We start from the raw sequence: 18,761 nt of genomic DNA on the forward strand, positions 1-18,761 counted from the left end.
TCACGCACGATATGGGTCTGTATTTCGATGTGGACACGATATCGAGGACCATTGCTCGAGGTCACCGCGCCCAGCACACACTCGAACGGGCTCAAAGATCAAGTGATCACCTTTCATGTTTGGACACCTGTTCAGGTTGCTGACTCGAAAGGAACTGTGACATGAGCGCTCTGGGCACCCCACTCAAGAAGATCGTCGCCATCAGCGCGATCATCGGCGGCGCCGGCATGGTAAACGTCGGCCAAGCTTCCGCCGTTACCGATCAGGAATGGGACAGCCTCGCCGCGTGTGAGTCGGGTGGTAATTGGAGTAGCAACACCGGCAACGGGTTTCACGGCGGCCTGCAGTTCTCGCCGGGCACATGGGCTGCATATGGCGGTGCCGCGTATGGGCGGACTGCCGACAAAGCCACCCGTGAGCAGCAGATCGCCGTCGCCGAGCAGGTACTTGCCGCTGAGGGCTGGGGTCCTTGGGCAGGTTGTTCGGCAGCGCTCGACCCTTTCCGCTGAGACGGCCGAGATGTCCAGCGGGTACGACCGAGCCATGACCCTGTCATCGTCCCGGTCCTCATGAACGCCGCCCGCTGCGGTGAACATCTCGCGGGGTGGTAGCCGCAGCGACGCCGGTCAGTGGGAACAGCACCAACCCTTGCGAGTGATAGTCGGCACTCCAGGATGTTCGGTCGAGTGTCAGCTGCCTCAGATGATCTCGGCGCGTTGATCTTCCACCGAGCCGCGTGGCCGTTTCGAACCACGCGGCTCGCGGCACAAGGGTGCATTCGGTGCATCTGACGGAACTGCCAGATGTCGAACCGGGTGAGGATCGCGGGGATAAGTCTCTCGGTCGCAGAACCTCTTGTTCCAGGCGCGCAATCCGATCGAGGCGATCGCGGTCTGTCGGCTTGCATGCCGACCGGATTGGTTCCGATCAGGACGCCGCCTACCGGGCAGGCGGTGATCCGAGGGTATTGAGATGGCGACTGCCTTGCAGACGACGAGGCGCCTGACACGGTGCGACGAGTGCGTTGGAGGGCAAGTCGTGCCTCTGGAGTAGATTGCGCGCCAAAGGTTTTACTGACTGCCCGATCTGGATTGGCCTGAGAATGTTTTTCGATGGGATGCCCGGCGACTGGAAGCCGATGCCGTTGGCACAGGCGACACAACGCTACGACATCGCCGAGGCGAGCGACGACAGTGTGTACCTGGAGGACCTGTTCGGCGACGAACCCCAGCACTTCTACGTACATACCGGCGACCTCGAGGCCGATGGCCCGCTCGTGCTGGGTAACGGGCCCGGCGAAGATGAGGACACCGTCTACGTCGTCGACGGCGACCTGACTGTCAACGGCCCGGTCAGCTTCCTCAACATGGACATCTACACCTCGCTCTATGTCACCGGTTCGCTGAAGGCGCGTGATCTGATCTGCCTGTGGGACAGTTGCCTGTTCATCGGCGGCTCTCTGCACATAGACCAGCTACTCGCGACAGCGTTGACCGACGCCGGCCATCTGGTCGTCAAGAAGACGGTCTTCGCTCAGGCGTGGCTGGACGACTGTGACCGAGGCGCGATCTACTTCGATGACATCCAGGTGCCCAGACGGATCGGCGCTTCCGGCAATTCCTACCTCGGTGCCGACCACCCGATCGAAAACCGGTCCGAGACCGTACGCCCCGAATACTTCGGCGAGAGTGGCGAACTCGACATGTTCCGGCTACGCACAGCGCTCATCCAGGGTCTGCCTGTGCTCCGCTGACTCACATCCCGTTCCTCGGGCAAGCCGGACCCATCGCCGCAAACATCTCACTGGAGCACGTGGCAGTGGTTTCGGTGAGGGTGAAACGGCTCGGCCTCGTCGCCCCCGTCTGGCGACGGACTGAATGTCGTTTACTGACAAGGTCATCCGACCGGTTGGCCCGTCGTATGACGGGCCAACCGGAAACACTCACTTCGCCGGGAACGGCGAGTTGATCGTGGTGAAGTACTGGATGGCCGCGCCTGCGGCGACCGGGGCGGTGACCAGGATCTGGCCGGCGAGCGTGCCGAGGGCGCCGACTGCGAGAATGCCGCCGATGCAGCCGACGGCGGCGGCGGGGATGAAGGGCCCGAAGAGGCCGACGATGGTGGCCGAGGCAACCGTAGCCCCGACGATGCCGCCGAGCACGCAGCCGACGGCGCCGCCGCCGAGTCCGCCGACCAGGGTGCCGATGGTGGCGCCCATGCTGATGGTGCTGGTCATCCGGGACCAGGCTGCCTGCTCCCGTTCGTATTCGGTCTTCCACGGCGCCTTGTCCTCGAAGGGCAGTGCGACCGGCTTGTAAACGGCCTTGTCCATGGACAGTTCCGGGGTGAGGGTGGCGGTGCGGCCGTTGATGTCGGCGCGGATCGGGAACTGGAAGTCGTCGATGTTGAAGGTCAGCGGCGTCGCGGCGATCACGGTCCCGCTCGGCGACTTCACCTTCAGCGCTCCGTCCTCGACCCTCAGCGCACCGGAATCGATCTCGACGATCGAGGCGGTGTCGGTGGCCTGCGCGGTGAAGGACACCGGCGATTCCGGTGTGGCGTGCGCGGTAGCGGTAGCGGTGGTCAGCGCGGCCAGAGCCAGCGCGGGCAGAGCCAGGGTCCTCATCAGCATGGAGATTTCCTCGTTGTCGAACAGTGCCGAGCGGTGCGTCGGCTGTCTTACTATTGATAATGATTATCGTTAGCGCAAATCGGCCAACGAAACACGCTGTGCCGCAAGGTCGTCGCACCGCCGACTTGTCGCGCGATTAAAGATAATGGTTATCATTAGCGTCTGCGCGACGTTTGGAGGCTTCTGTTGGGACACCTGTTGATGGTGGAGAGCTGGGTCGGATCGATGAGCACACTGCTGCCTGCTGGAATTGGGGACAGCGGGCACACGTTCAGCTTCCTGACTCGCGATCTGGGGCACTACCTGCGCGGGAAGCCGGGTACGCATCCGCTGCTCGGCGCGGCCAATGTGCTCACCGCCGAGACCAACGACGAGGACACGCTGCTGCCGTACGTGCGGCGCCTGCACGAGGTGCTCGGCTTCGACGGGGTGCTGTCGTCATGCGACTACTACCTGCCCACCGTGGCGGCGATCGCCGCCGACTTGGGTCTGCCCGGCCCCGGCCGCGACGCGGTCGCCGCGGCCTGCCAGAAGCACCGCACTAGGGAACTGTGCGGTGCCGCAGGCGTTTCGGGTCCGGCGTTCGCGGTGGTGACGGGTGCCGAGGAGGCCGTCGAGGCGGCGCGGGGCATCGGATACCCGGTGGTGGTCAAACCGGTCGACTTGTGCGGCGGCATGTTCGTCACCCGCGCCGACGACGACGCGCAACTGCGCGAGGCGCTCGACAGGCTCGGCGGATTCCCGCGCAATGCCCGCGGCCAGGAGCGCTCACCTCAGGTACTCGTCGAAAAGCTCCTGCACGGACCGGAATTCAGCGTCGAGACCGTGACCGCCCGCGGCATCACCACGGTGGTCGGCGTCACCGACAAGCGTCTCACCGGCGCCCCGGCGTTCATCGAGGCGGGCCACATGTTCCCCGCCGCGCTCTCCCCGGCCGAACGCGACGCCCTCACCGGCACGGCCCGCGCCGCGATCTCCGCGCTCGGTCTCGACGACACCGTCGCCCACATCGAGATCATGCTCACCGCGGAAGGTCCGCGTTTGATCGAGGTGAACCCGCGCCCGGCGGGCAACCGCATCACCGAACTCGTCCGCCGGGTCACCGGCATCGATCTGGCCGCTGTCCACGCGCAGGTCGCCGCGGGGCAGACGCCCGATCTGACGGTGCGGCCCACCGGAATCGGCAGTGCCGCCATCGCTTTCGTGGTGCCACAGGAGGTAGGCACCTTGACCGCGCTGACGGGTGCGCAGGACTGGCCGCTCGACCCGCGGATCGTCGAGCACACCCTCGCCGAACCCGGCACGACCGTGCAGGCCGCGACGAACAACAACACCTATCTCGGCCACGTCATGGTTGGCGTCGAATCCTCTGACGCCGCAGGAGATCTCGCTCGATCGCTGATCGAAAAACTGTCGGTCGAGGTCGCTCGATGAGTCCCGTGCAGACCACCGCCCCGTATTCGGTCGCCGAACTCCTGGCCCGGGCCACGGACGGACGCCTCGGCCCCGACCCGGCGACCCTAACGATCTCCAACGCCTTCCTCACCCGATACGACACCCGCCACCGGGGCAGCCGCAGCGGCTACCGCAATGCCGTGCTCGGCCTGCGCACCGGAGCCTCGGTCGGCTCGTGCAGTATCGAGCCCACTGCGGACAACGACGAACTGCTCGACGACTGTGTCGGCGTCCGTGTGGCCGATCTCCTGCGGCACTCGCTGCTCCCGGTGCGCATCGCCGCCTTGGACGCCTATCTGATGCACCTGCGCCCGCATCCGGCGGCAGTCGGCACGATGGCTCGTGCGGTGACGATCGAGCCCGGCGACAGCCTGGCGAAATCGCGGCAGCGGGCGCGGGCGGTGGTGGCGCTGCTGCCCGAGCGCACCCGCCGCGTGCTGGTCGTCGGCGTGGTCGGATCGCTGCTCGCCGCGCTGCGTGAACGCGGAATAACGTATATCCCTTGCGATTTCGCTGGCGGCACCACCGAGTGGGGTGAACCAGTCCGCCGCGACCTCGATGGAGTCGCCCGTGACTACGACGCCATGCTGGTGACCGGGATGACCCTGGGCAACGGTTCCTTCGACGATTTGGTGGCCGAGGCTCGAGACCGCTCGCTCCCGCTCGTCGCCTACGCCCAGAGCGGCAGTGCGGTGCTGCCGTGGTTCCTCGACGCCGGTGTGTACGCCGTGTCGGCCGAACCGTATCCGTTCTTCTCTCTCGACGGCGGACCGAGCACGCTGTTCCACTACCGCAGCGGGGTGGACGCGTGAAACCCCAACCGGATCTGCTGGCATTGGTCGGCGGTACTCCCGTGATCCCGGTCCCTGCCGGTGCCACCCACTATCTGGCCAAACTGGAGGCGGCGAGTATCGCGGGAATGAAAGCGCGCGCCGCGGTCTCCATGCTGACCGCCGCCCGCGCCCGCGGCGAGCTCGCGGCCGGTGCGCCGGTGATCGAATCCACAAGCGGCACGCTGGGACTGGGCCTCGCCCTAGCGGGCAAAGCGCTCGGCCATCCGGTGACCCTCGTGGTCGACGCCGGTCTCGAACCGGAGATGCGCTCCCTGTTCACCGCCTTCGGCGTCGGACTCGACATCGTCACCGAACCACACCCCGACGGCGGTTGGCAGCAGGCCCGCCTCGACCGGCTCGCCGCCCTCGTAGCCGCGACACCGGGCGCCTACTGGCCCGACCAGTACGACAACCCCGACAACGCGGCCGGATACACCGCCATGGGCCAGGAAATACTGGACCAGGTCGACCGAGTCGATGTCCTGGTCGCCGCGATCGGGTCGGGTGGGCACTGCGCGGGCCTGACGAAGGTGCTGCGCACCCGCTGGCCGGATCTGCGGGTCGTCGGCGTGGACGCGGCCGGGTCGCGGATCTTCGGCCAACCCGACCGGCCGCGCCTGATGCGCGGCCTCGGCAGCAGCATCCTGCCGCGCAATGTGGCCTACGACGACTTCGACGAGGTGCACTGGGTTGGTGCGGCCGAAGCGGTGGCCTCCTGCCACGAGCTCGCCGCGCGGATCGGCGTCGCCGGTGGCTGGAGCACCGGGGCGGCCGCCCTGGTCGCGGACTGGCTGGCACGGCGCGAACCCGATTCCCGCGTCCTCACGGTGTTTCCGGACGGACCGCACCGCTACCTGCGCTCGATCTACGACGACGACTGGTGCCACCGGCACGGCCTCACCGCGATACCGGCCACCGAACCAGACGAGCTCGCCGCCCCGGATGCCGTCGAGGTCCACGGCTGGGCCCGGTGCGCGGTGGTGCGTGATCCCCGTCGCGAGCAGGTGGGCGCATGAGGATCACCTGGCAGAGCACCCGCTTGGAACTTGCTCGCCCCCTTCGCATCTCCCGCGCGAGCATGTCCGGACGCGACGCAGTGTGGGTGCGCCTGAGCGACGGGGAAGACTACGGCTGGGGTGAAGTGGTCACCAGCCCCCGGCTGGGACTCGACACCGCGCGCATCACCATCGCGCTCACCGAACTGGCCGCCCGGATCGAGGCCTGCGGTGCGCCCGAACAACTTCGCGCGAACCTGCCCGGCCTGCGCGCCGCCTTCCCGCTGCCGGTGGTCTGCGCCGTCGACAGCGCGGTGCACGACCTGCTGGCCCGCCGCGCAAGCGTCTCCGTCGCGACGTATCTCGGCCTGCCTCATCGTGTTCGGGTACCGACCGCCTGCACGATCAGCCTGACGAGCGTCGCCGAGGCCGGTGACCGCGCCGCCGAACTGACCGCCGCCGGGTTCTCCGTCGTGAAGATGAAACTCGGCGCGCCCGACCCTGCCGACGACATCGCCCGCGTCCGCACGGTGCGTGCCGTCGCCCCCTCGGCGACCTTGCTGCTCGACCCCAACGGCGCCTGGGACGCCACTACCGCAGTGACCGTGCTGCGGACATTGGCCGAGCTCGATATCGCCGCCGTCGAGCAGCCGGTGCCCGCCGCTCGGCCCGCGTGGCTGGCCGAGGTCGCCGCCCGTGCGCCGATGCCGGTGATCGCCGACGAGGACGCAGGCACTGTGGCCGACCTGGACCGGCTACCGGACGGGATCGGCGGCATCAACATCAAACTCGCCGAATGCGGAGGGCTCGATGCCGCGCTCGCCATGATCGGCCACGCCCGCGACCGCGGCCTGGACGTGATGCTCGGCTGTCAGGCCGCCAGCTCGCTCGGCATCGCCCCGGCGGTGCATCTGCTCGGCGCCGCACGCTGGGTCGACCTCGACGGGCACCTGCTGCTGGCCGAGGACCCATGGACCGGTCTCGGAGCCGCCGACGGCGTCCTGAGCACACCGGCCGGGCCTGGTCTTGGCGTCACCACCGCGGTGGCCGCGCGGTGAGCGCCTTGATGGAGCTGCGGAGTCTCCCGCGGTCGGTGCGGTTGCTGCTGGCCAATCAGTGCCTTGGCAATATCGGGTTCTTCATGCTCGTGCCGTTTCTGGCCGACTACCTGCGCACGGATTTGGCGCTGTCGGTGACGGTCGTCGGCATCGTCCTCGGCGTACGCAATCTCAGCCAGCAAGGCTTGTTCCTGGTCGGTGGGTCGGCCGCGGACCGGCTCGGCGCGCGCGGGGTGATCATCGTGGGCGCTGGCATCCGCGCGATCGGTTTCGTGCTGTTCGCGATCGGTGGGTCCCTGCCGGTGGTACTGGCCGGGTCGGTGCTCACCGGATTCGCAGGCGCCCTGTTCAACCCGGCCGTGCGTGCCTACATCGCCCGCGACAGCGAAGACCGCGCGGCGCAGGCATTCGCGTGGTTCAACGTGTTCGGCAATGCCGGATGCGCGCTCGGTCCGGTGATCGGGACCGTGCTGGTGGGAGTGGGTTTCCGGATCACCGCGCTGACGGCGGCAGCGGTGTTCGCCGGATTGACCGTGGCGCAGCTACTGCTCCTGCCGAACCGGCCCGTACCGCCGAGCGGCACAACCTTGCGCGCGGACTTCACCACCGTGTTCACCGACCGCCGGTTCTGGGCGTTCTCGCTGGCGCTGGCCGGATTGTTCGCGCTGCAGAGCCAGCTGTACCTGCTGTTCACCCTGCAGGCACGCGACCTGGCCGGAGCCGCCGCGGGTCCGGCCGCCGTCGCCGCTCTCTTCGTCGTGGAGACCGTCGCGGTGGTGGTCTTGCAGGTTCCGGTGACCAGAGTGCTGGGCCGCCGCGGCGAGCGCGGCCCGATGATCGCGGCCGGAATGGCCTTGCTCGGCGCGGCGTTCCTGCCCGTGCCTCTGGCGGCGGCAGGAGATCTTCCCACCGGGACCGGCGTCACCGATGTCGCCGTGCGCATCGCTCCCGTCCTGCTCGGCGCTGTGGTGCTGGCACTGGGGGTGACGGTGGCGCAGCCGTTCGTGAACGAGGCCATCCCACGCTTCTCCGGTACCGCGCTCACCGGAACCTATTACGGCGCTTTCTATTTGGCTTCGGGTCTGCTCACGTTGGTCGTGGGTGCTCTGGTCGGCGCGGTCGTCGACCACGGCGGCGGGCCGCTGGGGTGGCCGCCCGCTCTGGTGTGCGCCGCGCTCGGATTCGGCTCGGCCGCCGCGGTGCTGGCCCTGCACCGCGCGCGGCTCCTGCCCGGCCCCGAAGTATCGACTTCCCCGGCGCAGCCGCTGCGCCCCGCGAAAGGCAACCGATGACCCCCGCAGGCCCGGTTCTCTTCAGCGAGAACCTGCTCACCGACAACCCCGCCATCTACGAGCGCACCTTCCCCGGCACCGGTGCGGACAACGCGCGATTCGTCGCCGACCTGGTGGACCGCTTCGGCACCGGCCCGCGGCTCAGCCTGCTCGACGCGGGCTCGGGCACCGGCCGCGACGCCGCCCGCCTGGCCGAACTCGGCTATCGGGTGCGCGGCGTCGACCTGTCCGAACAGATGGTCCGCTACGCCCGGACCCGTTGCCCCGCCGTCGAATTCGTGGTCGGCGACCTGCGCGCCCTCGACACCCCGGCCCCGGTGGACGTGCTCACCTGCCTGGGCAGCACCCTGCTGCACCTGCACGACACCGCCGACGTGCTCACCGCCCTGCACCGTTTCGCCGCCTGCCTGCGGCCTGGCGGCCTGCTCGTCCTCGAGATGCGCAACGGCGCCTTCCTGCTGACCGACCGAGGCCGTCGCGAACTTCTCGACGACCAGCCGCAGCGGCACATCGAATGGGAGGGTCTGACATACACCTCGCGCACCCGCCTCACCGTCGACCTGCCCGCCCAGCTGCTGCGCCGAGAACGAGTGTGGACCTGGCCGGGCTGCGCGGAGCCTGTCGCGCAGCACACCGCCTGGCGGCTGCTCTTCCCGCAGGAACTGCGTCACCTGCTCGGCAGTGCCGGATTCGAGGTGCTGGCCCTGTTCGACCAGCCGGGACCGCTGACCACACCGGCGTGGCCCGGTGACGGAGCACTCGGCGACCGTCTCGACGGCGACCGATTGCACGTGGTCGCTCGCCGGGCCCGCGGCGAGGAGGCGCGATGAGCGTCCCGATCCGCGTCGGCGTCGGCGCCGCCTTCGGCAGCTGTGGTGAACTCCTCCAGGGCGTCACCGCCGAGAACGGGCGCGATTTCCTGGTCACCCTGCCGATCACCCGCGGCTCGGTGGCCGTGTTCGAACCCGACCCCAGCCGCGACGACGTGACCGTCGTGCCCGCCCACAAGACCAAGTCGCGTGCTGTCGCGGCCGCCGTGCTCGCCGGATCCGCGGCGCTGCGCGGCGGCGTGCTCACCGTGCTCGGCGACCTGCCCGAGGGTAAGGGCCTGGCCAGCTCCACCGCCGACTTGGTCGCGACCGCACGCGCCGTCGCCGACGCGGAGAACAGGACCCTGGCCGCTACCGAGATCGAGGCCGTCTTGCGCGGCATCGAACCCTCCGACGGCATCATGTATCCGGGGGCGGTGGCCTACTACCATCGCGAGGTCCGCCTGCTGGCCGCACTCGGCGCGCTGCCGCCGCTGACCGTCGTCACCGGTGACGAGGGCGGCTGTATCGACACCGTCGTCTTCGACCGGCACCGGCCGACCGTTTCAACAGCCGTCGCACGCGAATACAGCTCCCTGCTGGCTACACTCAGCGACGCCATCAGCCGCGGCGACGCCGCCACCATCGGCGCGGTCGCCACCCGTAGCGCCCGCCTCAGTACACCCCTGCGTGAGCGCCCACACCTGGAAGCCACCATCACCGCCGCCGAACGCATCGGCGCCCTCGGCGTGGTCGTCGCCCACAGCGGAACCACCACCGGCATTCTGCTCGACGAACACGACCCGCAAATGTCGGCGAAAATAACTGCGGCACAACAGATTTGTGCACAGTTTGCGGTGTCGGTCGATGTCCATCGCTCGTGGCGGCCGGGCCCGCCCGACGGCGCGGATCCGGCGCTGTCCGCGGCGGTGGCGCGGTGATCACCCTGCACGACATCGGTTTCTCCTACGGCGGGACGGTCGTACTCGACGGCGTCGGGCTCCTCGCCGAGTCCGGTGACACCGTCGGGCTCATCGGCCCCAACGGGTCGGGCAAGTCCACGTTGCTGCGGTTGATCTACCGCGCGTTGCGGCCGACCGCCGGGGTGATCATTATCGGCGACACCTCCGTCACCGCACTGCGCGGCCGGGCGCTGGCCGAACGCCTCGCGGTGGTCACCCAGGAGTCCCCGTCGGATACGCCCATGACCGTCACCGAATCGGTCCTGCTCGGTCGGGCGCCGTGGGCCAGTGCGGTGCAGGGCATTTCGCGGGCCGACCGGATCACCGCGGCGGCCGCGCTGGAACGCGTCGGCGCCCGGCACCTGGCCGCGCGGCCGTTCGCGCAGCTGTCCGGCGGTGAACGCCAGCGGGTGCTGATCGCCCGCGCCCTGGCCCAGCAGGCCGATCACCTGCTGCTCGACGAACCCACCAACCACCTCGACATCGGCTACCAGCACGAACTTCTCGGCCTGGTCCGGGATCTGCCAGGCACCACGACGATTGTGGTGCTGCACGATCTGAACCTGGCCGCTCGCTACTGCGACCGCCTGATCCTGCTGCACCACGGACGGGTCCGCGCGGCGGGCACGGTGGACGAGGTACTCCTCCCCGAGGTCCTCGAACCCGTCTATGGCGTCGCAGTGCAGCGGGCCGACGCGTTCGGCGCGCCGCAACTGCTGTTCGGTCCGCGTGCAGGCACCGAGGAGAAGGTGGCGGCGCGATGAGCGTCGATGATCTCGGCCACGACCGCCACCGCAGGCACATCCTGCTGTGGGTCGGCGGCCTCACCGCTCTGCTGCTGCTCGTGTTGATCCTGGCGACCGGCCTGGGCCCGGTGTCGGTGCCGCCGGCGACGGTCGCGCGAATCGTGGGCCATCACACCGTCGGGTTGCCCGCCGCGGGGGAGTGGACGCCCGCGCAGGACTCCATCGTCTGGCTCGTGCGCGTGCCCCGGGTTCTGCTCGGCGCGCTCGTCGGCGCCGCGCTGGCGCTCAGCGGTGCGGCCCTGCAGACGCTCGTGCGCAATGTGCTGGCCGATCCGCACATCCTCGGTGTCACCTCCGGCGCCTCCACGGGCGCCGCCGTATCCCTGCTGTTCGGCGTGTCGGTCGCGGCGGGCGCGCTGGCCGCCAGCGCCTTCGCCGGTGCGTTGGCCGCCACGGCGCTGCTGTTCGCGGTCGCGCGCATCAACGGCGCGATGACCTCGCTGCGGCTGCTGCTCGGCGGCGTCACCATCGGCTACCTGTTCTCCGCGGCCACCAGCTTCCTGATCTTCGCCTCCGACAACCAGGAAGGCGCTCGCACGGTGCTGTTCTGGCTGCTCGGCTCACTCGGCTCGGCCGCCTGGTCGAGCGTGGCCACGACGACCACGGTCACCCTGGCCGCCCTCGCCACGTTGATGCTGCTCGCACCCCGCCTCGACGTGCTCGCCGCCGGTGACGACACCGCGCGGGCGCTGGGCATGTCCCCGGTCCGGTTGCGCATGCTCGCGCTCGGTGTCGTCGCGCTCGCCGTCGGCGTGGTGGTGGCGGTCGCCGGGGCGATCGGATTCGTCGGGCTGATCGTGCCGCATGTGGCCCGGCTGTGCGTCGGCGCCACACACAGGCAGCTGCTGCCGGTCTCGGCGCTGCTGGGCGCGCTGTTCCTGGTGACCGCCGACGTCGTGGCCCGCACCGCGTTCGCGCCGCGTGAGCTGCCGCTGGGCATCGTCACCGCCGTGGTCGGCGCCCCGTTGCTGCTGGTGCTGATCCGGCGCTTCCGCCAGTCCTCCACGTGATTTCACCCGTTCGAAAGGAATACCCGTGTTCACCCGTCTCCTGCGCCGCCGCGCCGCGCTCCCGGCCACCCTGCTGGCAGCCGTCATAGTCACCGGCTGCGGCGGACCGGCCCCCGCCACCACACCTGCCGCCGACGGCTTCCCGCTGACGATCTCGAGCTGCGGCCGCGACGTCACCTTCACCGCGCCGCCGCGGCGAGTCGTCACCGTCGGCTCGGTAGCCGCACCGCTCATCGCCGCTGCCGGCGCCGCGGACCGCATCGTCACCCGCACCTTCGAGACCGCGCCGTTTCCCGGCCAGTACGCCGAATCGCTGAAGAATATCGAGATCGTCGCGCCTACCGGCGAACTCGCACGCGAGGAGATCATCAACCGGGCCCCGGACCTGGTGGTGAGTTTCGAGGGTGCGGCAGTGACGCCCGACGACCTGGCGAAGGTGAACATCCCGTTGCTGGTGACCCGCGGCTACTGCCGTGACGCCGCGGGCACCTTCGACGACGTGTTCGCCGACATCGAGCTCTACGGCACTCTGTTCGGCTCCCGCGCCGCCGCCACCGCTTCCACGGCCGAATTGCGCGGCCGCCTGGCCGCGGTCGCGGCGCGGCACCCGGCGGGCGCGACGGCGAAACCCGCCGCCGCGCTGATCATCTCCCGTGACGGGGCCAAGGTCAGCGCCTACGGCAGCACCAGCACGGTGGCCACCCAGATGCGGATGCTCGGCCTGGACAACATCTTCGGTGACGTGACCAAGCGCAACTTCGACGCCAACACCGAGACGCTGATCCAGCGCGACCCCGAGGTGATCATCCTGCTCACCCAGGGCACCCAAACCCCCGAGTCGGCGACCGCCGCGCTGAAGGCACGCCCGGAATTCGCCGGGTTGCGCGCGGTACGGGACAACCGCATCATCGCGGTGCCCTTCGGCTACACCGGACCTGGTCCGGTCGCGGTAGAGGGTCTCGAGGCCCTCGATCGAGCTCTCGGCGGTCTGCGGTGAGCGCGGAAGGCTACCGGCTGCGCGTGGCCCGCCCGGCCGACGTCGCCGGCGCGCGCAGCGTCATGCTCGACACCTTCTACCACGTCTTCGGCATCGGCTACCTGCCCGAACACCACCACGACGTCATAGACCCGGAGTCGGCCTACCTGCGTCACCCGCTCAACCGGCTCTGGGTCGCCGAACATGCCGGGCGCATCGTGGCCACCACCGCGGTGCGCGCCCAGGGGCCGCGCCACCCACCGCACCCGCGGTGGCTGACCGAGCGCTATCCCGATCCGCGCACCGCCCAGCTCTTCCGGGTCTACGTCCGGCCCGAACATCAGCGCCGCGGACTGGCCCGCCGACTCGTGGCAATGGCGGTCGAATACGTCGACACCACAACGGAATTCGACGACCTGTACCTGCACACCGACGCGCGCACACCGGGCGCGCTGGAGTTCTGGCGCAGCTGCGCCCGCCTGGTCCACGACGCGCGCACTCCCGGCGAGGGGTTCCAGACGGTGCATTTCGACATCCCGCTGTCCCGGCACGCCCGTACTGCGGAACGCGAGCACGCCGTGCGGTAACAGCGTGGGTTCAGAGTCCGGGGCCGCGCAGACGCGCGCTCCTCTGCGTGGCCCTGGGGGCAAGAAGTAGTACCTCGGGTCGACTGCGCGCTGATCAGCGGTGTCGATGCGGTCCGCATCGAGGTGCGCGGTGTGCGGGCCACGCCCACAGCGTGACTCCTTTCATGCTTTCCCATCTATACGGAACCGTATATAACGGCTAGGCTCGGTGGTATACGCAACCGTATATAAGAACTCGAGGGTGACGGTCTGCGCGGCGACGTGAACGCCCGCGGTCGCGGAGACAACCCGAATGGGGCCACCCGGCCCCGCGCACGAGAAATGGGGAGTTCACATGATCAAGTGGGCCGGCTGGCTCATTGTCTTGTTTCCAGGAGTCGGGCACACGCTGGGCGCTCTCATAGAAACGGCCCCGCGCTACGCCAAGGCGTGGTTCAGCGGAGAGGGGTGGGCGGCGGATGCCACTGCCATGAACTACGCCGAGGCCACGTTGTGGTACACCGTGTTCAGCTTCGGCGTGCCGTTCCTCCTGATCGGCCTCATGGTGCTGTGGCTGGACCGCCGCGGCATCACACCGCCGCCGTTCCTCGCGTGGATGGTGGCCGGTTGGACTTTGGTCACTGTCGCGGTTGGCGGCCCCTCGCCTTTGCTGGTCCTCCTGATCGCCGCCGGCCTGCTACTGGCCGGCTCCAGACGCGCCACCCGCCGCGACAACCCTGGAACTGCGGCTGAAATATCCATCCGGACGAGTTGACCCCACAAACCCCGGCGACCGGTGGTGCGCTGGCCGGTCTGTCTCCGCCTGTGACTCGTGGAGCGAGTCAACGCCGTCAGGGCGCATCCAACACACTTACCGGAACCCCATAGGGCAGAAACCGCACGCGACGGCGAGCATCGGTGTTGTCGCGATGCGCGCGTAAGGCCTCGAGCTCGCTCGGAAAGACCTGGTCGACCCTGGCCTCGCCGATGTCGTCGATGCTGTAGATCGCCCACACCCCGCTGCCGGTCTCACCGGTGGTCTCGCCTTCGGGTTTCGGTGGGCGTGGCCGTTCCGGTTGGACGAACTGACCGAGCAGCGACGCCAGTGAACCGACGCTCGCGTGATCTACGCGGTCCAGGTATACGCCGGCTTTCCCGAGCAGATCGCGGAGCTCGGTCCCTGCCTCACGCAGTGCGCGTTCGAAATCTTCCGGATCGATGCCGAAAGGCCCGTTGGTTGGCATCGCATGTGCTCCTAGGGACGAGTTGGCGCTACGCCCTCAGTGTCCTCGCGAAACGCCGACCTCGCCACGCCGACCTCGCCCGTCCTCGACGCCGTCACGCTTCCCAATGTGCCGGCGATCTCACCGGTGGGTAGCCGCCCGCGGGCGATATCCCGGCGCTTCGCTGGAGAGAACGCCCACTGCCGCCCCTACGTCGGGGCCGTGGGTGATCGGCCAGGCTGACGAGTCGTACTGAAGCTGGCCTATGTGCCGAACCACTGGCCGCTTCGCGATGTTTCTGGCCGAAACGTGCTGGTACGGTCCTCAATTCGCGGGGCGATCGCCGGGCGACCGACGGCGCAGCTCGGTGCGCAGGATCGCCGGGGGCTGATAGGCCATGTCGAGTGTGCCGACATCCGTACCGGGCGGCGCGATCTTGTCGATCCGGTCCAGGAGGTCGTCGTCGAGCACGACCTCTGCCCCCGCGAGCAGATCGTCGAGATGCGCCATCGTGCGCGGGCCGATGAGCGCCGAGGTGACGCCAGGGTGGGCGAGTACGAAGGCTATCGCCAGATGCGTCAGAGGCATGCCCGCTTCGTCGGCGAGCGGGATCAGCTGCTCGACGACGTCCAATCGCCGATCGTCCTTCAGATGCTGGAAGCCGAACTGCGAGCGATGTGTTGCGACGTCCTGGCCTTTGCGATAGCGACCGGTCAACAGACCCCCGCCGAGCGGCGACCACACGAGTGTGCCCATGCCGAACTCCTGCGTGATCGGGAGTACCTCGCGCTCGATGCCGCGGTTGAGGATCGAATAGACGGGCTGCTCGGTGCGCAGTCGGGCCAGTCCGCGCTTCTCGGATACCCAGTGCGCCCGGACGATTTCCGAGGCAGGCAAGGCGGATGTGCCGAAGGCGCGGATCTTGCCTGCCCGCTGTAGGTCGGTGAGTGCCGAAAGGGTCTCCTCGATATCGGTGTCGGGGTCCGGGCGGTGGATCTGGAACACGTCGATATGGTCGGTGCCCAGGCGTCGCAGCGAGTCGTCCAGGGCGCGGACCAGCCAGCGCCGGGACGCGCCTTGATGATTCGGGTTGTCGCTCATCGGCATCCGCGCTTTGGTCGCGACCACGACGTCGTCCCGGCGGCCACGCAGGGCCTTGCCGACGATTTCCTCGGATTCGCCGTGCGAGTACATGTCGGCGGTGTCGATGAGGTTGATCCCCGCGTCGAACGCGCGGTGGATGATGCGGAGGGACTCGTCGTGGTCGGGGTTGCCGATGGCGCCGAACATCATCGCCCCGAGGGCATAGGGGCTGACCTTGATACCTGTCCGGCCGAGGGTGCGGTACCGCATCGCTGTCTCCTGTCTGCGTGCCTTGCTGGGTGCGATCTCCAGCTTTCTCCCGACCAGTCGAACTCTGAATACTTGTTCGTCCGGATTTTCTGCGCGATAGTACGAACATGCCCGACGATCGACTGTCCGAAGTGTTCGACCTCGTCGAGGTGACCACCACGCTGACCGGTGGCGTCACCGCGCGCGGCGGCTGGTGGTCGCGCACGCTGCTCGACGACCCCGTGAAGTTCTTCGCCATGGTGGCCGGGCGGGCCCGGCTGGCCACGGACGGCCTCGACGCGCCGATCGAGCTCGAGCCGGGCGATGTCGCGATCCTGATCGGGCGGTCCTGGGTGGCGTTCGAGGCGGGCGATACGCCGCGACTCGAGGTGCTGCCCGAGTCCGACTTTTCCGCCGAGCGCTTCGCGATCGCCGACCGCGTCGCCGACGACGTCCTCGTCGGCGGCTGCGTCGACCTCACCCCGGCTGGGCGGGCACTGCTGCTGGGGGCACTGCCGCCGGTGGCGCACGTGCGAGCAGCCGCCGCCGAATCGGGCCGGCTGCACGCCACACTGATGCGGCTGTTCGACGAGGTGACCGGCGACCGGATCGGCTCGGTATTCGCGATCCGGCAGTACGCGCGGCTGCTGTTGCTCGAGGTCCTGCGGGCCTACGCCTGCCAGGCCGACGCACCGCCCGGACTACTGCGGCTGCTCACCGACCAGCGGCTGCGCCCCGCGCTCGCGCTGATGCACGCCGAGCCGGGCCGTGCCTGGGGCTTGGAGGAGCTCGCCCGCGCCGCGGCCATGTCGCGGACATCGTTCGCGGTGCGGTTCCGCGAAGTGGCAGGCGTGCCGCCGTTGAGTTACCTCAATACCTGGCGAATGCTCCTGGCGCAGCGCGCCCTTCGCGCAGGCGACGTCCGCGTGGGCGAGCTGGCCGCCCAACTCGGCTACGGCTCGGAGAGCGCGTTCAGCACCGCTTTCAAGCGAGTAGTGGGCGAGTCGCCGATGCGCTACCGGCAGCGCGTTCGCGGAGCCGTCACAGTGGTGTGATCTCGACAGCCGCAGGAGGCGGCTGGCACCCAATTCGGGCGTCGCCGCGCAGATTCCGGATCGCAGGCCCGGGCGGTCGCGAAGCTGGCGAAGGTCGACGCCAAGCTCGCCGAGCTGACCGCGGTGCGCGACACCCTGCGCGCCGCACTGGCGGCCGGATGCGATGACCTGATCGCCTGCAAGTGAAAGCCCTTGCTGCCCAGTGCCCTTCACCGACAGCGACGACAGCGTCACCGGAGGCGGTTGTGGCTGCTGAGCGTACGACCGGCCTTCTCCTCACGATCACGCTCAGCGTCTGCTCCCGAACACCGGCTTGGTCGGCGGCAACCTGGGTGTATCGAATGCGCAGTCAACGCTTTCGGACCCGCCCTGGAGAACGGGGCGTCCACGCTGCGTTTCTCCGGTGAAACCGGCTGAAGTCAGGCACGTCTCATGGTCCGCATGGTGCGCTCCATCTCCCAGAAGGCACGCACCGCAAGGATCTTGCCCGCCTCGTTCACCGGGTAGATGAACACGCCCTCGGCGTCGATCACTTGGCCGCCGCTTCGACTGCGAACCTTGCCGGTGAAGGCGACTTCGTTCCCGCAGGCGAAGGAATCGTCGAACAGGGCCTGAGTCAATTCATGCGTGATCGCTTTGATGGACCCGGTAACGCAAGACATCGGGTGTGGAAGTCATGCGCTCGAGTCCAAGAGGCAGGGACAGCACAAGGTCTGGCGCCGCCTGGTCGGCATGAGCATGCGGTCAGCTGACTCGCTCAGACAGCAGGACGCACTCGCTGGTGACGTCAAGTTTCGTCGAACTCGGTCGAGGCGTCGTCGGGTTCGTGAAAGGTGCGACAGCGTGTTACTCGCCGGACCCGGACGTCGAGGTCGGCAGCGTCGAATCCTCCTGGATCCGCGTCAATTTCCGCTCCGCCCGCTGCAGATCCTCGGTAAGGATGACCAGTGCGGGCGGCTCCGCCATACCTCGGCTCCGCACCATTTCGCTGACGGTGCGGGCGCGCATGAGGGAGGCCTGGACGTATCCGATGAGCACGACGATCAGGTCCCCGGGCGCCGAAAGAATGGTCTTGCTGAGCAGTGACTCCAGGTCACGCTGCGCCTCGAGCGTATCCGACGTGAGTACCGCTAACGCGCCCCACAATTCGTCCACGGGCTGGGCCGCGAACTGCGACCGCAGCGCTTCGAAGGTCTCATTGCGCCGGGCCGATGCCTCCCGCACATCGCGGAGCGCGTCATGGAGCTGCGACTTGAGATTGTCAGGGAGGTCGTAGACCTGCATCTGCTCCGTCGTGCCGACCGCTTCGGCTAGGCGGCCCACCGCGGCGAGCGCATCGTCGATATCGCTCATCGCGACACGCAGTAGCGGCGCCGTGATGGAGAAGCGGGGCTCCATGGCCTGCATGTCGTAGAACTCGTTGATGCGCTTACTCGTCACCGCGAGGCTGCGAGTCAGCAGCACGATATTTTCTTGCACGCCCATGCGGTGCAGCCGCTCCTCGAATACCCGATCCGTCGCCGCCGTGATGCTTTCGTCACGCTGTTCCAGGATCAGCTGCACCGCAGCTGGAACATCCTTGCGGGAGAACGCTTTTGTGAAGAAGAAGGCACTCAGCGACAGCGAGGCGCCGAGCACGAAGTCGGGTTCGGCCTGGTATATATTGTGGAGCTCGGCGTTGGCGATCACGAGCACCGCGACGACAACAGCGAGCCCCGCAATCGCCCATAGGTATTGGGCCCTGGTCATGTGAAAGC

General features: G+C 68.5%; 20 protein-coding genes. 15 read left to right on the forward strand and 5 right to left on the reverse strand.

Annotation, left to right across the window (positions count from 1 at the left end; all coding sequences use genetic code 11):
• Positions 1 to 161: 161 nt before the first annotated feature.
• A complete protein-coding gene (locus AC3EO7_RS26190; RefSeq protein WP_431966129.1) occupies positions 162 to 509 on the forward strand; it encodes a transglycosylase family protein in 348 nt (115 codons plus the stop codon).
• Between the two features lie 515 nt (positions 510 to 1,024).
• Complete coding sequence (locus tag AC3EO7_RS26195; protein ID WP_435592640.1) at positions 1,025 to 1,753, forward strand: hypothetical protein; 729 nt, start codon at positions 1,025 to 1,027, stop codon at positions 1,751 to 1,753.
• A 189-nt stretch (positions 1,754 to 1,942) separates the two neighbouring features.
• Here AC3EO7_RS26195 and AC3EO7_RS26200 read toward each other — a convergent pair whose 3' ends face one another.
• Positions 1,943 to 2,632 (reverse strand): DUF8020 domain-containing protein, encoded by a 690-nt coding sequence (locus AC3EO7_RS26200; RefSeq protein WP_435592641.1) that lies wholly within the window; start codon positions 2,630 to 2,632, stop codon positions 1,943 to 1,945.
• A gap of 186 nt (positions 2,633 to 2,818) precedes the next feature.
• Between AC3EO7_RS26200 and AC3EO7_RS26205 the strand changes: the two genes are divergently transcribed.
• From AC3EO7_RS26205 to AC3EO7_RS26260, 12 genes are all read left to right on the forward strand, one after another.
• Positions 2,819 to 4,066, forward strand: coding sequence for an ATP-grasp domain-containing protein (locus AC3EO7_RS26205; RefSeq protein WP_435592642.1), 1,248 nt, complete (start codon positions 2,819 to 2,821; stop codon positions 4,064 to 4,066).
• Positions 4,063 to 4,899: a hypothetical protein gene (locus AC3EO7_RS26210; RefSeq protein WP_435592643.1), complete on the forward strand. Its 837-nt coding sequence runs from the start codon at positions 4,063 to 4,065 to the stop codon at positions 4,897 to 4,899. The genes AC3EO7_RS26205 and AC3EO7_RS26210 overlap by 4 nt, the downstream gene beginning before the upstream one ends.
• Positions 4,896 to 5,936, forward strand: a complete 1,041-nt coding sequence (locus tag AC3EO7_RS26215; RefSeq protein ID WP_435592644.1) for a PLP-dependent cysteine synthase family protein — start codon at positions 4,896 to 4,898, stop codon at positions 5,934 to 5,936. Before AC3EO7_RS26210 ends, AC3EO7_RS26215 begins: the two co-directional genes overlap by 4 nt.
• Positions 5,933 to 6,973 carry a mandelate racemase/muconate lactonizing enzyme family protein gene (locus tag AC3EO7_RS26220; protein ID WP_431966117.1) on the forward strand — a complete coding sequence of 347 codons (1,041 nt, stop codon included), beginning with the start codon at positions 5,933 to 5,935 and terminating at the stop codon, positions 6,971 to 6,973. Before AC3EO7_RS26215 ends, AC3EO7_RS26220 begins: the two co-directional genes overlap by 4 nt.
• Positions 6,970 to 8,265 carry an MFS transporter gene (locus AC3EO7_RS26225; RefSeq protein ID WP_435592645.1) on the forward strand — a complete coding sequence of 432 codons (1,296 nt, stop codon included), beginning with the start codon at positions 6,970 to 6,972 and terminating at the stop codon, positions 8,263 to 8,265. The genes AC3EO7_RS26220 and AC3EO7_RS26225 overlap by 4 nt, the downstream gene beginning before the upstream one ends.
• A complete protein-coding gene (locus AC3EO7_RS26230) occupies positions 8,262 to 9,095 on the forward strand; it encodes a class I SAM-dependent methyltransferase (protein WP_435592646.1) in 834 nt (277 codons plus the stop codon). The genes AC3EO7_RS26225 and AC3EO7_RS26230 overlap by 4 nt, the downstream gene beginning before the upstream one ends.
• On the forward strand, positions 9,092 to 10,015 hold the full coding sequence (locus tag AC3EO7_RS26235; RefSeq protein WP_435592647.1) for a GHMP family kinase ATP-binding protein: 924 nt from the start codon (positions 9,092 to 9,094) through the stop codon (positions 10,013 to 10,015). Before AC3EO7_RS26230 ends, AC3EO7_RS26235 begins: the two co-directional genes overlap by 4 nt.
• The gene (locus tag AC3EO7_RS26240) at positions 10,012 to 10,800 is read left to right on the forward strand and encodes an ABC transporter ATP-binding protein (RefSeq protein ID WP_435592648.1); all 789 of its coding nucleotides are present in this window, start codon (positions 10,012 to 10,014) and stop codon (positions 10,798 to 10,800) included. Before AC3EO7_RS26235 ends, AC3EO7_RS26240 begins: the two co-directional genes overlap by 4 nt.
• Positions 10,797 to 11,852: a FecCD family ABC transporter permease gene (locus AC3EO7_RS26245; RefSeq protein ID WP_435592649.1), complete on the forward strand. Its 1,056-nt coding sequence runs from the start codon at positions 10,797 to 10,799 to the stop codon at positions 11,850 to 11,852. The genes AC3EO7_RS26240 and AC3EO7_RS26245 overlap by 4 nt, the downstream gene beginning before the upstream one ends.
• A 25-nt stretch (positions 11,853 to 11,877) precedes the next feature.
• Positions 11,878 to 12,849, forward strand: coding sequence for an ABC transporter substrate-binding protein (locus AC3EO7_RS26250; protein WP_435592650.1), 972 nt, complete (start codon positions 11,878 to 11,880; stop codon positions 12,847 to 12,849).
• Positions 12,846 to 13,415 carry a GNAT family N-acetyltransferase gene (locus AC3EO7_RS26255; protein WP_431966103.1) on the forward strand — a complete coding sequence of 190 codons (570 nt, stop codon included), beginning with the start codon at positions 12,846 to 12,848 and terminating at the stop codon, positions 13,413 to 13,415. The genes AC3EO7_RS26250 and AC3EO7_RS26255 overlap by 4 nt, the downstream gene beginning before the upstream one ends.
• 334 nt (positions 13,416 to 13,749) lie before the next feature.
• The gene (locus AC3EO7_RS26260; RefSeq protein WP_431966101.1) at positions 13,750 to 14,169 is read left to right on the forward strand and encodes a DUF6463 family protein; all 420 of its coding nucleotides are present in this window, start codon (positions 13,750 to 13,752) and stop codon (positions 14,167 to 14,169) included.
• Positions 14,170 to 14,245: 76 nt separating this feature from the next.
• Here AC3EO7_RS26260 and AC3EO7_RS26265 read toward each other — a convergent pair whose 3' ends face one another.
• Both AC3EO7_RS26265 and AC3EO7_RS26270 read right to left on the reverse strand, forming a co-directional pair.
• A complete protein-coding gene (locus AC3EO7_RS26265) occupies positions 14,246 to 14,638 on the reverse strand; it encodes a hypothetical protein (RefSeq protein ID WP_431966099.1) in 393 nt (130 codons plus the stop codon).
• Positions 14,639 to 14,941: 303 nt separating this feature from the next.
• A complete protein-coding gene (locus AC3EO7_RS26270) occupies positions 14,942 to 15,970 on the reverse strand; it encodes an aldo/keto reductase (protein WP_431966097.1) in 1,029 nt (342 codons plus the stop codon).
• A 107-nt stretch (positions 15,971 to 16,077) separates the two neighbouring features.
• Between AC3EO7_RS26270 and AC3EO7_RS26275 the strand changes: the two genes are divergently transcribed.
• The gene (locus AC3EO7_RS26275; protein ID WP_435592651.1) at positions 16,078 to 17,004 is read left to right on the forward strand and encodes a helix-turn-helix transcriptional regulator; all 927 of its coding nucleotides are present in this window, start codon (positions 16,078 to 16,080) and stop codon (positions 17,002 to 17,004) included.
• Positions 17,005 to 17,423: 419 nt separating this feature from the next.
• Here AC3EO7_RS26275 and AC3EO7_RS26280 read toward each other — a convergent pair whose 3' ends face one another.
• On the reverse strand, positions 17,424 to 17,624 hold the full coding sequence (locus tag AC3EO7_RS26280; protein ID WP_435592652.1) for a hypothetical protein: 201 nt from the start codon (positions 17,622 to 17,624) through the stop codon (positions 17,424 to 17,426).
• Positions 17,625 to 17,850: 226 nt separating this feature from the next.
• Positions 17,851 to 18,753 carry a hypothetical protein gene (locus tag AC3EO7_RS26285; protein WP_435592653.1) on the reverse strand — a complete coding sequence of 301 codons (903 nt, stop codon included), beginning with the start codon at positions 18,751 to 18,753 and terminating at the stop codon, positions 17,851 to 17,853.
• Positions 18,754 to 18,761: the final 8 nt, after the last annotated feature.

The organism is Nocardia sp. bgisy118, assembly GCF_057708605.1.

Coding starts and splice junctions, on each gene's coding strand:
- AC3EO7_RS26265 (WP_431966099.1), bottom strand. CDS start 14,638: ATGCCAACCAACGGGCCTTTCGGCATCGATCCGGAAGATTTCGAACGC.
- AC3EO7_RS26200 (WP_435592641.1), bottom strand. CDS start 2,632: ATGCTGATGAGGACCCTGGCTCTGCCCGCGCTGGCTCTGGCCGCGCTG.
- AC3EO7_RS26245 (WP_435592649.1), top strand. CDS start 10,797: ATGAGCGTCGATGATCTCGGCCACGACCGCCACCGCAGGCACATCCTG.
- AC3EO7_RS26270 (WP_431966097.1), bottom strand. CDS start 15,970: ATGCGGTACCGCACCCTCGGCCGGACAGGTATCAAGGTCAGCCCCTAT.
- AC3EO7_RS26260 (WP_431966101.1), top strand. CDS start 13,750: ATGATCAAGTGGGCCGGCTGGCTCATTGTCTTGTTTCCAGGAGTCGGG.
- AC3EO7_RS26210 (WP_435592643.1), top strand. CDS start 4,063: ATGAGTCCCGTGCAGACCACCGCCCCGTATTCGGTCGCCGAACTCCTG.
- AC3EO7_RS26275 (WP_435592651.1), top strand. CDS start 16,078: ATGCCCGACGATCGACTGTCCGAAGTGTTCGACCTCGTCGAGGTGACC.
- AC3EO7_RS26220 (WP_431966117.1), top strand. CDS start 5,933: ATGAGGATCACCTGGCAGAGCACCCGCTTGGAACTTGCTCGCCCCCTT.
- AC3EO7_RS26285 (WP_435592653.1), bottom strand. CDS start 18,753: ATGACCAGGGCCCAATACCTATGGGCGATTGCGGGGCTCGCTGTTGTC.
- AC3EO7_RS26230 (WP_435592646.1), top strand. CDS start 8,262: ATGACCCCCGCAGGCCCGGTTCTCTTCAGCGAGAACCTGCTCACCGAC.
- AC3EO7_RS26190 (WP_431966129.1), top strand. CDS start 162: ATGAGCGCTCTGGGCACCCCACTCAAGAAGATCGTCGCCATCAGCGCG.
- AC3EO7_RS26235 (WP_435592647.1), top strand. CDS start 9,092: ATGAGCGTCCCGATCCGCGTCGGCGTCGGCGCCGCCTTCGGCAGCTGT.